Origin of the sequence: Parvularcula sp. LCG005 (genome assembly GCF_032930845.1) — a bacterium.
Lineage (GTDB): Bacteria > Pseudomonadota > Alphaproteobacteria > Caulobacterales > Parvularculaceae > Parvularcula.
Window position 1 is genome coordinate 1,997,750 of record NZ_CP136758.1, and the last position, 12,202, is coordinate 2,009,951.

Annotated in this window: 10 protein-coding genes and 2 tRNA genes; 6 read left to right on the forward strand and 6 right to left on the reverse strand. The window is 58.2% G+C overall.

Going from position 1 to position 12,202, the window contains the following annotated elements; all coding sequences use genetic code 11:
- The first annotated feature begins 46 nt into the window (after window positions 1-46).
- On the forward strand, window positions 47-778 hold the full coding sequence (locus tag RUI03_RS09470; protein WP_317287216.1) for an arginyltransferase: 732 nt from the start codon (window positions 47-49) through the stop codon (window positions 776-778).
- Between the two features lie 220 nt (window positions 779-998).
- On the opposite strand, the gene RUI03_RS09475 is transcribed toward RUI03_RS09470, so the two are convergent.
- From RUI03_RS09475 to RUI03_RS09500, 6 genes are all read right to left on the reverse strand, one after another.
- The gene (locus RUI03_RS09475) at window positions 999-1,232 is read right to left on the reverse strand and encodes a hypothetical protein (protein ID WP_317287217.1); all 234 of its coding nucleotides are present in this window, start codon (window positions 1,230-1,232) and stop codon (window positions 999-1,001) included.
- Entirely contained in the window at window positions 1,232-1,417 is a 186-nt protein-coding gene (locus RUI03_RS09480) for a hypothetical protein (protein ID WP_317287218.1), read from the reverse strand. Before RUI03_RS09480 ends, RUI03_RS09475 begins: the two co-directional genes overlap by 1 nt.
- Window positions 1,418-1,545: 128 nt before the next feature.
- Window positions 1,546-2,862 carry an ATP-dependent Clp protease ATP-binding subunit ClpX gene (gene clpX / locus RUI03_RS09485; protein ID WP_317287219.1) on the reverse strand — a complete coding sequence of 439 codons (1,317 nt, stop codon included), beginning with the start codon at window positions 2,860-2,862 and terminating at the stop codon, window positions 1,546-1,548.
- A gap of 190 nt (window positions 2,863-3,052) precedes the next feature.
- A complete protein-coding gene (locus tag RUI03_RS09490; RefSeq protein ID WP_410795865.1) occupies window positions 3,053-3,682 on the reverse strand; it encodes an ATP-dependent Clp protease proteolytic subunit in 630 nt (209 codons plus the stop codon).
- Between the two features lie 127 nt (window positions 3,683-3,809).
- On the reverse strand, window positions 3,810-4,430 hold the full coding sequence (locus RUI03_RS09495; RefSeq protein ID WP_317287220.1) for a DUF2497 domain-containing protein: 621 nt from the start codon (window positions 4,428-4,430) through the stop codon (window positions 3,810-3,812).
- A 151-nt stretch (window positions 4,431-4,581) separates the two neighbouring features.
- The gene (locus RUI03_RS09500) at window positions 4,582-5,238 is read right to left on the reverse strand and encodes a protein-L-isoaspartate O-methyltransferase (protein WP_317287221.1); all 657 of its coding nucleotides are present in this window, start codon (window positions 5,236-5,238) and stop codon (window positions 4,582-4,584) included.
- A gap of 161 nt (window positions 5,239-5,399) precedes the next feature.
- Between RUI03_RS09500 and RUI03_RS09505 the strand changes: the two genes are divergently transcribed.
- From RUI03_RS09505 to RUI03_RS09525, 5 genes are all read left to right on the forward strand, one after another.
- Window positions 5,400-5,473, forward strand: a tRNA-Cys gene (locus RUI03_RS09505).
- 295 nt (window positions 5,474-5,768) lie between these two features.
- On the forward strand, window positions 5,769-7,292 hold the full coding sequence (locus RUI03_RS09510; protein WP_317287222.1) for a TolC family protein: 1,524 nt from the start codon (window positions 5,769-5,771) through the stop codon (window positions 7,290-7,292).
- A complete protein-coding gene (locus RUI03_RS09515; protein ID WP_317287223.1) occupies window positions 7,289-8,587 on the forward strand; it encodes an efflux RND transporter periplasmic adaptor subunit in 1,299 nt (432 codons plus the stop codon). Before RUI03_RS09510 ends, RUI03_RS09515 begins: the two co-directional genes overlap by 4 nt.
- Window positions 8,587-11,793 (forward strand): efflux RND transporter permease subunit, encoded by a 3,207-nt coding sequence (locus RUI03_RS09520; protein ID WP_317287224.1) that lies wholly within the window; start codon window positions 8,587-8,589, stop codon window positions 11,791-11,793. The genes RUI03_RS09515 and RUI03_RS09520 overlap by 1 nt, the downstream gene beginning before the upstream one ends.
- A gap of 225 nt (window positions 11,794-12,018) precedes the next feature.
- Window positions 12,019-12,093: transfer RNA gene (locus RUI03_RS09525), tRNA-Asn, on the forward strand.
- The last annotated feature ends 109 nt before the right edge of the window (window positions 12,094-12,202 follow it).

A 12,202-nucleotide genomic window follows, 5' to 3' on the forward strand; every position in this document is an offset into this window, starting at 1 on the left:
CCTCTTTGGTATATGCGTTTGAGTATGAGTGAGTATAAAAGACCGAATGACTAAACCGTTTCCGTCATCCAGCAGCGAATTCTTCCTGACCGCTCCCAGTCCGTGCCCCTATCTGCCCGGCCGTGAGGAGCGCAAGATTTTCACATTTCTGGGCGGTGAAGGCGCGGCAGATCTGAATGCCATTCTGAGCCAGCGCGGTTTTCGTCGGTCACAAAACATCGCCTATCTGCCAGCCTGTGACCGTTGTCAGGCCTGTCGGCCGGTTCGGGTCCGGGTTGATGATTTTGATGAGAAGAAATGGCGCCGTCCCCTTCGCCGCAACGCTGACCTGACGCGCACGCCGCGCCCACCGCGCACCACGTCTGAGCAGTTCTCCGTCCTGCGTGCTTATCTCGATACACGCCACGGCGATGGCGGGATGGCGGACATGACCGTGCTCGACTACTCCGCGATGGTCGAACAGACGCCCGTCGACACGCTTATTCTTGAATACCGTGATGATGACGGGCGCCTCGTCGCCGGCGCGTTGACGGACCGTCTGCGGGACGGCCTGTCCATGGTCTACAGCTTCTTCGACCCCGATGATGAGGGCCGTTCTGTCGGCTCCTATATGATCCTTGATCACATTCTTTATGCGCGAGAGCTGGGACTGCCTTACGTCTACCTCGGCTACTGGGTGAAAGGCTCACGCAAGATGGATTACAAGCGGCGGTTCGGCCCCCTCGAACATCTCACAAGTGAAGGCTGGCAACTGCTTCCAGCCCAGGCTGCGCGTTAAGCTCTCTTGTGAACACGGACTTGCTTCATGTCGTAAAAACTGAAGAAAGCGGTTTTTTGAATGTGGAAATAGTTTGACCCCTCGCCTCGTCTTCGCAGCTGAGGAACGAGATGTTCAAATCAGTAATTTCCATCGCGGACTGAAGAAGAAAAGCTACGCGTACCGGTTCGGGAATCAAAAAGGCGCCCTTCGTGGGCGCCTTTTATTTAGGGTCAGGGACCTACCGAGTATCGGGTCGCGGCGTGCTCACCGGTTCTCGCCGCACCTTATGGCTGAGCCAGATGGCACCGATCCCGACTAGGAGGATCGTTCCTACGACCACGACTTCGCGGGGCAGACCCGAGATGGTGGCGAGAATGACAAGCGCCGTCAGGAGGATGAGCCAGCGGATGAGCCGGTAATTGGCAAAAATGGCTCTTAGACTGCGGGGGTTGTTTTGATCCGGAAGCGTCATTACGAATCGATCCGAACACTGGATGCGCGCTTGGTCTTTACCGCAGCGCTCATAATACCAAGACCGCCCACGATCAGAACGCCGATTGCGATGAAGAGCGGCGGTGCCCCCAATGTAAAGGCGAGCCAGACCAGCCCGACCATCAGCACCACAAACCCCAGGCCGTACATTTTTGCTCGTTCCATGACGTATCTCCTTTGGTGAAGAAACGCGGAGTGGAGACGCCGGGTTCCCTCCACCGACAAGGTGTGTGAACGACAAAAAAAGCCCCGATCAACGATCGGGGCTTCATGTCTGATTTGAAAGGGCTCAATCAGGCCGTTGATTTCTCGGCCGTTTTCTTTCCGCCTTCGGAGTACACATACATTGGTGTGCCGCGTCCATTAACGACGTCGTCATTGACCACGACCTCTTCAACACCCTTGAGGGTTGGCAGGTCGAACATGGTATCCAGCAGGATGCCTTCCATGATGGAACGAAGACCACGGGCACCGGTCTTGCGCTTGATGGCGCGCTTGGCGACCGCGTTCAGCGCATCTTCGGTGAAGGTCAGCTTGGTATCTTCCATCTCAAAGAGTCGCTGATACTGTTTGACCAACGCGTTCTTCGGCGATGTCAGGATCTGAACCAGGGCATCCTCGTCCAGATCTTCCAGCGTCGCGATAACCGGCAAACGACCGATAAATTCAGGGATCAGACCGAATTTCAGCAGATCTTCCGGCTCGACCTCGCGAAGGATGTCGCCAACGCGGCGGTCATCAAGCTCTTTCACCTCGGCATTGAAACCGATCGAAGCGCCCTCACCGCGATTGGCAATGACCTTGTCGAGACCCGCAAAGGCGCCGCCGACAATGAACAGAATGTTCGTCGTGTCGACCTGCAGGAATTCCTGCTGCGGATGTTTCCGGCCACCTTGTGGCGGCACGGATGCAACGGTGCCTTCCATGATTTTCAGCAGTGCCTGCTGAACACCCTCGCCCGACACATCGCGCGTAATGGACGGGTTGTCCGACTTACGGCTGATCTTGTCGATTTCGTCGATATAGACGATGCCGCGCTGGGCGCGTTCAACGTTGTAATCGGCCGACTGCAACAGCTTCAGGACAATGTTTTCAACGTCCTCGCCCACATAACCGGCTTCGGTCAGGGTCGTGGCGTCGGCCATCGTAAAGGGCACATCGAGAATGCGCGCGAGCGTCTGGGCGAGCAACGTCTTGCCGGAACCCGTTGGGCCCACCAGCAGAATGTTGGACTTCGCCAATTCGACGTCAGAATTCTTCTGGGCGTGATTCAGGCGCTTGAAGTGGTTGTGCACGGCGACGGCAAGCACGCGCTTGGCGTAGGACTGGCCGATGACATAATCATCCAGCACTTGGTGAATGTGCTGCGGCGACGGCACACCGTCCCCTGACTTCACAAGGCTCGATTTGGACTCTTCACGGATGATATCCATGCAGAGTTCGACACACTCATCACAAATGAAAACTGTCGGTCCGGCGATCAGCTTGCGCACTTCGTGCTGCGACTTGCCGCAGAACGAACAGTACAGCGTGTTCTTTCCATCGCCACCGGAACCACCGGTACTGCCGGTTGGTCCGCCTGATCCACCTTGATTGCCAACTTTACTCATGGGGAGCTCCCTGGCCCTGGAACGCCGAGCCCGCCACGGCGACCGTCACAAAACTATTCATATCAACCTGACTGTGCATGATCCGGGCCGGTCACGCAATCTAACGCCGTGTAACCCTACCCGCCTTTTCGTTTATATAGGGTTTTTTACGGACGGCGCAGGGTGAATGCCCTGTCGCCGTCTACAACCCTTATTCGGCCGCGGGAGCCGACGTGCGTTTTTCGATGACCTCGTCGATCAGCCCGAACTCTTTGGACTGCTCCGGCGTCATGAACGTATCCCGATCAAGGGTCCGCTCAATGGTTTCGTAGTCCTGGCCCGTATGCTCAACATAAATTTCGTTGAGGCGCTTTTTCGTCGCGATAATGTCCATCGCGTGACGCTCAATGTCCGAGGCCTGCCCTTGGAAGCCAGCCGAAGGCTGGTGAACCATGATGCGGGAGTTTGGCAGGCTGAAACGCATGCCCTTGTCGCCGGCCGTCAGCAGCAGCGAGCCCATGGAGGCGGCAAGGCCGATACACATGGTCGAGATCTGGGGGCGGATATACCGCATGGTGTCGTACATCGCGAGACCGGCGGTGACGGATCCGCCCGGGCTGTTGATGTAGATGGCGATATCCTTCTTCGGATTGTCGGCCTCAAGAAACAGAAGCTGAGCCACGACCAACGTCGAAATCTGATCATGCACCGGACCGGACAGGAAAATGATCCGTTCCTTGAGAAGGCGGGAATAGATGTCGAAAGAGCGCTCCCCGCGGCTCGTCTGCTCGATCACCATCGGTACGAGCGTATTCATGTAAATGTCGTGGGGGTCTCTCATCGTCGTCTCCGGCTAAAAAAGCGCAGCCGAGAACCGGCGCGCCATACTCTGGGTCGCAAGCAGGTAAGGTGAGCCGAGGCTCACATCAATGACCCGTTAAAGCACGCGCCGCGTTAAGGACGAATGACTAACCGCGACGCCGTGCAATGCGACGGACTTCTTCTTCGACTTTTTCTTCCACAATCCGTGGCAGATTCGCGTCGAGCCATTGTTTGACCATGGGGGCCAGCATCGCTTCGACAATGTCTTCCATCGTGCGGCTGCTGCCCGACGAGATCCGCACATTCTGTTCGAACGATCCGAAAGTGTTGGCCACTTTTTCCTGAACATCATCGCTGATCAGCGAGCCCACATTGGCGCTCGACAGCGCAGCAGCGACGCGGGATTCGGTCAGTTCTTCGGCAACGGCTGACTTTGCCATGGCATTGTCCTTTGGCTGGGGGGCCGTCTCCGGCTCATATTCTGAGGTCTCGGCCGCCATCTCGGCGCCCTCTTCTTCGTCACTGAAATCGTCCAGCGAGTCTTCGACGGAAAACTCGTCTTCCGCGTCGCCGTCATGGGACGCTTCCAGTTCATCATCGGACGACAAGTCGTCTTCATCGTCGGTCATGTCATCGTCGAGCGTCAGGGTCTCAAGACGGGATGCCGTCTTGCGGGCCGCAGGCTGCGATTCCTCGTCCTCGGATATGATCCGACGGATCGATGCCAGAATTTCGTCCATACTGGGTTCGGATTGCGCGCTCGCCATACCGCTACGATCCCTTTTATAATTGTGTTTCAGCACAGAACATCACCGCGTTTGGCGTGCAGGGCAAGAGAATTGCGCCTCCAGCGTGCGCCAGAACCGGGTAATACTTATCAACAAATGGTTAACAAAGGCTTGCGCCGTTAATCATTCTTTAAAACTGGAAGGTCGCTGGCGCTTCAAAACCGGGAAGAATACCCGACGGATGCGCTTCGAACAGCGGGAGATGGCCGAACGAATCGCCCGAGCGCGTGATCAGCGTCGCAACGCCGACGCCTTTCTTCACAATTATTGTGACCAGCCGACCGCCATCCGGACGAAGCTGTTGAAGAAGCGGCTCGAGGCCTGTGGTCACGCCGCCGGCCACGACGATGACGTCGAACGGCCCCTGGCTCGGCACACCGGCAGGAAGGTCCCCCTGCACCATGGCGACATTGTCGAGCGCGAGATCGGCGAGCACCTGCTCTGCCTTTTCGATCGCCTCTGCATTCGCCTCCACGCCGACGACGACAGAGGCAAGATGGGCCATGATCGCGGCGGAATATCCGTATCCGCAGCCCACATCCAGGACGAGGTCCGTCGGCTTGATCTTCGCCGCGTGAATGAGCTTGGAGAAATCCCGCGCCTTCAGCAGCCAGCGTCCGTCAAAAAGCGGCACGTCCATTTCGACATAGGCCAGCGCCCGCTTGTTTGCCGGCACGAAAATCTCACGCGGCACGGTCTCCATCGCCACCTGAAGGTGGATATCCGGCACGTCGTTCGGGCGTACCTGGCTGTCGACCATGCTTTTGCGGGCTTTGACCGTGTCCATTGATCTCGTCTTTTTCGTTCAGTTGGCGTCCATTTGCGGGGCGGGATACGCGGGCTCGACTAATTTTGGAAGAGCAAAGGCTGAACCGTGCGCTTTTCCCTTTGACCCCGCCCCCACATCGTCGTATCCGTCCCGACCTCACCACCCTTTTGTTCAGGGATGGCCACGTGGCGGAGTGGTGACGCAGCGGATTGCAAATCCGTGTACCCCGGTTCGATTCCGGGCGTGGCCTCCACCTTCTTTCCCTTGCCGAACAGCATCTTGCGACGTTGTGCTGAGACAATTTCAGTTTTGGCTAACCACATCTTACCGATTTGTGTGGTGAAAGACTGCAATCTCGGCGCGGCCTGTCAGGCCAGCACTGAAAAATTGTGGCATATTTCTCATTATGAGAGGTTGAATTTAGCTGTTATTCGATAAATATGCGATAGACTACATATCGATTGACGGCAAAAATCGGGTGGGCGAGCGCTGCTGAACTTCAAGACGGAGGGGTCTTGGTGACGCATCGCACTCGGAAGGGACAATGAATGAACACGAATTCTGGTTTGATGGCAGTCAGCGCGCTGGCCCTAGCGGCGCTGACCGGCTGCGTGACGCAAACGCCCGAGAAAGCCATGCAGACCGTCGAAATGCCGACGAGCTGGACGGCGCTGTCCAATGAGGCGGCCGCCGGCGTGCAACCGGTCACCGCGAACTGGATTGGCGACCTTAACGATCCAGCGACAGCGATGCTGATTGATGAGGCCATTGCCAGAAACAACAATCTGGCCGCGGCCGCAGCGCGCACTCGTGCCGCCCGCGAACGCGTGGGTGTGACCCGCGCTGGCCTGCTGCCCTCCTTGCGCGGTGAGGTTCAGGGCGCCAGCCGGAACAACCCGGCCACCCTCGTCCAGGACGTGGACGGCACCCCGATTCTTGCGCCAGCCTCGTCATTCGACAATTATTCCATCGGCTTCGGGTTGAACTGGGAGCTCGACCTATGGGGTCGTCTGACCGACCAGACCCGCGCCGCCTATGCCGGTGCGCGGGCCTCAGCCTATGACCTTGCGGCCAATCAGCTGTCGGTCGCGGGCGGCACGGCGCAGGCCTATTATGCGCTGACCGAAGCCAGCCTGCAGCGCCGATTGTCCGAACGCGACGTGGAGACGGGCGAAGCCAACCTTCGGATCATCGAGCGGCGCTATGAGCGCGGCATTTCATCAAGCCTTGATGTCCGCCTGGCCCGCTCCTCCCTCTCTCAATCGCAGGCTACGCTCATCGCCCGGCAGCAGACTGAGCTTGAGACCGCCCGCCGTCTTGAGGTCCTGCTTGGACGATATCCGCGCGCAGAGATTGCCGCGGCCGAGACTCTGCCGACGCTGGACGACATCGTGTCGGCACTCAATCTGGGTGATCCTGAATCCCTGCTAGTACGTCGGCCGGATATCATGGCCGCTGAACGGCGTCTCAAGGCCGCAGGCCTGCAGTCGGTGGCCGCGCGCAAGGCGCTTCTGCCATCCCTCAGCGTGTCGGGATCGCTCAATCAGAGCACGGACAGCTCTTCAAACCTCGCCTTCGACATTGATGATGCCGTTCAGCAGATTTTCGCCAGCCTGACCCAGCCGATTTTTCAGGGCGGCCGCTTGCGGGCGCAGTCCCGCGCGGCACAGGCGGAAGCTGAGGCCGCCATGTACGACTACGCCCAGACCGCCCTCGCCGCTTTCCAGGAAGTGGAGAACGCGGTGTCGGCTGAACGTCTACTGTCCGCTCGGGCCGAGGCCCAACGTCTGGCTTTTGAAGAAGCGCAGGCGGTGGAAGATTTGACCAATCGTCAGTACGTCAACGGTACGGCGAACATCTTTGACCTGATCAATGCCCAGCAGCGCCGGATTTCTTCCGAGTCCGCCTATATCGCGTCGCTGCGGGCCCGCCTGTCAAACCGCATCAACCTTTATCTGGCCCTTGGCGCACCGTTCGAAACGAGCGCTCTCAACAGTGCCGAAGCCGTCTCACCATTCAGCCTCACGTCATCCGCGCCCATCGCCGATGACAAGAAAGGAGCCCGGTTATGATCCGGAAACTTCTCGTCGTCCTCGGCAATATCGGGGTTATCATGGCCGTCATCGCTGTCATTGTCGCCCTCGGCATGCTGAAACCACCAGCCGAACAGGGCAAACCGCAATCCTTTGATCCGGTCGTCTTCGTCGAAGGCGTGGAATACGCTCCCGTGACCCTGCGCGTCTTTGCTCAGGGCGAAGTCCGACCGCGGCAGGAAATCGCCCTGACCACACAGGTCGGCGGCAAGATAACAATGGTATCGGATTCCTTTGCCGGCGGCGGTGTGATCAGGAAGGGCGAAGTGCTTGTCGCCGTTGAAGATGCTGATTATCGCCTCTCCCTGACCCGCGCCCGAGCCCAAGTGGCCACAGCCCAGCAGGCCCTTGCCATCGAGCGGGCTGAATCCGAACTGGCCAAGCGTGATTACGAAGAACTGTCGAGCGGTGATGATCTCTCTGGCCAGCCCTCCGACCTGACGCTGCGCGGTCCGCAGCTGGCACGGGCGGAAGCTGAATATCAGGCGGCTCTTGCCAATCTGCAGGACGCCGAACTGGCGCTCGAGCGGACCCGGATACGTGCACCGTTTGATGGCCGTGTGCGGTCGATCTCAGCCAATATCGGCCAATTCGTTTCCCCGGGTACACGGATTGGGGAGATTTTCTCCACCGACATGGCGGAAATCCGTCTGCCTCTTACGGACGCTGACCTTGCGAAGCTCGGCCTGCCATTGGCGTTCAGTGGTGATGATGGTCCGTTGGTCAAACTCTCCACCAATGTAGCGGGCAAGGATCGGACGTGGACGGGCCGGATTGCGCGTGTCGACGCCGCGATTGACCCATCGACCCGGCAGATTGCCGCGATCGTTCAGGTCGACGACCCTTATGGCAAGGGCGCTGACGACGGCTTCCCGCTCGCCATCGGGCTGTATGTAGATGCACTGATCGAAGGCCCCTCTCTCGACAGCGCGACGACCGTGCCGCGCATCGCCCTGTTGCGTGATGGCGCCGTCTACACGATCGATGGCCAGAACCGCATCAAACTGACCCCGGTGACGGTCGCAGCTTATTCTGGCGACGGCGTCGTTATCACTGATGGGCTGGTGAAAGGCGACAAGGTTGTCGTGTCCCGTATCTCCGTGCCCGTTGGCACAAAGGTTCGCGCACTGACGGCCGGCGAGGATCTGACGGATGTTTCAGCGCCGCAGGCCGACGACACCGAAACTGATGAAGCCAATGATGCTGAGGCGACGGAAACGTCCGCTTCCGGCAGCGCCGGGGCCCAATCCGCTGGTAACGCAGGAGCTCAATAATGCACGGCTTTATTCGCTTCTGGGCGCGCAACGGCGTTGCCGCCAACCTGTTAATGATCCTGATCCTCATCGTTGGTGCCGCAATGTTCCTGCGGATGGAGCGGGAAGTCTTTCCGAGCGCCAAATTCGATGTGGTGAATATCGGTGTGTCTTGGCCTGGGGCGAGCCCTCGGGATGTGGAAGAACAGATCATCCTGCGTATTGAAGAGGTCATCGCCGATCTCGACAATATGAAGGAAATGTCTGCCCAGGCGCGAGAAGGCTACGCCAGCCTGACGGTCACCATGGAAGATGGTGGCGATTTCGATTCATTCCTGAATGAGGTGAAGGCCCGCATAGACGGCGTCTCCAACCTTCCGCCCTCCTCCTATCCGCCGGTCGTAAGCCGCCAATTGGGCACCATGCCGATGAGCTGGGTGGCGATTATCGGTGATGAAAATGTGTCGGAAGTTGAGCTGAACCGACTAGCCCGACAATATCGGGACGAGCTGGCGCAGATCCCCAATGGGTCTTCCCTGATCGAAATCCAAGGCTACCGCTCCGAGGAAGTGTCGATCGAGGTCACGGAGGGAACGCTGCGTCGATATGGCCTGACATTTGACGACATTGCCGCCTCCATTCGCGGGGCGTCGATCAACCGGTCCTCCGGTGAAGTCCGGACATCAACGGGCAATATTCCTCTGGCTGTTCGGCAACTGGCGGACACCGAGGAGGAGTTTGAACGCATCGTCGTCCGGCGGAACCAGGACGGCAGCGTTCTTCGCCTTGGTGACATTGCCGAGATCGACAACGGCTTCAACGATGCCAACTTCATTTACCGCATCAATGGCCAGCGAGGCCGGACGCTGGAAATTCGGCAGCCAGAGAAAATCAACATCGTCACAGCATCTCAGGCGGTGATTGACTGGGTTGATCGCAAGAACGAGTCCGACTCTGTCCCTCAAGGCGTGACCCTGACCCACATCTATTCGATGTCGGACATGTATTTTGGCCGCATGAATCTGGTGAAGTCCAACGCCTTCACAGGTCTGATCCTCGTCCTTGGCATTCTGATCCTGTTCCTGCGCCCCGTGGTCGCGTTCTGGGTCGCAGCGGGGATTGCCATCTCTTTCGTGGGGACGTTCATTTTCCTGCCGGCAGTGGGCGTTTCGCTCAACATGCTGTCACTCTTCGCCCTCCTGCTCGTCATCGGGATTGTGGTGGATGACGCGCTGATTGTTGGCGAGAGTATCCACCGCCAGACTGAACGCGGACGCGAGGGGATCGACGCAGCGATCATCGGCACGCAGATCGTTGTGAAGCCTGTCATCTTCGCTGTTCTGACAACGATGATTGCCTTCTCACCGTTTCTGTTTATCGGCGGGGGAACGTCCGAGTTCACCAAGCATATTGCGTGGACGATCATTTTTGCTCTCACTTTCTCGCTTATCGAGAGCTTCATGATCCTGCCATCGCACCTGGCCCACATGAAACGGCCATCGCCAACAGGCTTTGCGAAATTTCAGAGCCGCTTCGCCGATGCGCTGTTGTGGTTTGCGGATCATATCTATCGGCCCATCCTGCGCACGGCGCTGGCGGCCCGGTATTTTACCGTCACCATTTTTGTCATGCTCTTCATCCTGTCGGTCAATCTGCTGTCGCAAGGCTGGATAGAATTCAAGTTCATGCCGGACGTGGAGCAACGGTTCATCCAGCTCGACATCGATATGCAGCGCGGCACACCATTCAACCGTACACTGCAGGTCTATGACCAGATCAATGAGGCGACGGAGCAGCTGAAGCAGGAATTGTCCGACAAAAACGAGGGACGCGAAATTGTCGAAAACCAGCAGGTCTGGGCGTGGTCCGGCGGACTCTACTCCTTCCTGAACATGTCGGAATCCAGCAAACGCTCGGAGACCCTATCGACGATCATGCAACGCTATCGTGAGTTGATCGGCCCCATACCGGATGCCGAAGAGATCAACATCACGTACAGCTTCGACAATAGCGGGTCGCGTTTCTATGTGTCTCTCGAATCCGCCAATCTCGATGAACTGACCGAGGCGGTTCAGGAGATCAAAGCCTATTTGGGTGAAGCCGGTGAGCTGTACGACGTGGGCGACAGTTTCGAGTCGAGCCAAGAAGAGCTCCGTTTCTCCCTCAAGCCAGGCGCGGAACGGTTCGGACTGAGCATTGGGGAGATTTCCCGTCAGGTCCGCCAAGCCTTTTACGGTGAGGAGGCCCAGCGCCTGCCGCGGGACGGTCAGGACGTCCGCGTCATGATCCGCTATCCGCTGGAGGTCCGTGAATCGCTGGAAAGCCTTTCCAACATGCGCATTCGGACTCCTGATGGTCGTGAAATCGCACTCGAGGCTGTGGCAGAAGTCACCTATGCCCCAGCGGTTCGCCGAATCGACCGGACGGACCGCAAGCGGTCGGCCACGGTACGGGCGCGCATCCGTGATGGCGCTGATGTGGGTCCCCTGCGTGCCAAGTTTTATGGCGGCGCCGCCGGCCCAGGAGATGCGCAGAAGATCCTGTCAAAGTATCCCGACGTGACGTTCAAGAAACGCGGCGCGGATCAGGAACAGGGCGAGTTCATGCGTGATGTGATGATCCTGTACGGTCTGGCGATCTTTGGCATGTACATGCTGCTCGCCATCGCGTTCTCGTCCTACTGGCAGCCGCTGATGATCATGTCGGCCATCCCCTTCGGCTTGATGGGGGCCATTTTCGGCCACCTCATGCTTGGTGAGAACTTCGCGATGTTCTCCATATTCGGGATCTGTGCGGCTGGCGGCGTCGTTGTGAACGACAACCTCGTGCTAGTGGATTACGTCAACCGACTGCGCAATGAAGGCGTTGGCGCCCTGTCCGCACTGATCGAAGCCGGTGTCGTCCGCTTCCGGCCGATCCTGCTCACGTCGGTGACCACGTTTGTCGGCATGGTCCCGATTCTGATGGAATCGTCCCCGGATGCTCAGTTCCTGCGGCCGATGATCATCTCATTGTCCTTCGGGGTTCTGTTCGCCCTGTTCGTGACGCTGCTCTTTGTCCCTGCGCTTTATGGCGTCGGTGTCGATATCGCCCGCTTCTATCGGGGCCTCTGGACGGGCGAGAAACAGCCTTCCCTTGGCCACGGTCAGTCCGAGCACGGTTTGGGCGATGTCGACCTGGACGAGCTAGAGTTTCAAGACGAAAAGAACTTGAAGCCTGCTGAATAGAGTTACAGTATAACAGTGATTTTCATTGGAACTGTTTACGCTGTATTAACCAAGTGGACGGTATTTTGATCACATCTTCTCTCCCAGGAAGATACCCACCATACCCCCAAAAGACGGCCCCGCTCCCCGGCGGGGCCGTTTTTCGTTGGACAGAATTTCGTTATACACAGGGCGATTTTTCTCTGGATTCGCTGCGCGGGCATGTTATACGGCGCGCTCAGACGTTCCGGAGTAGCTCAGTGGTAGAGCAAGCGGCTGTTAACCGCTTGGCCGGGGGTTCGAATCCCTCCTCCGGAGCCATCTGATCGTCTTTCCCTACATGAAGCCTATTGCCGTACTCACACGCGCGACAAAAAGGCCTGCAGGGGTCATGCAGGCCTTTCCGTTGCAAGTGAGTGTCGGTCGACAG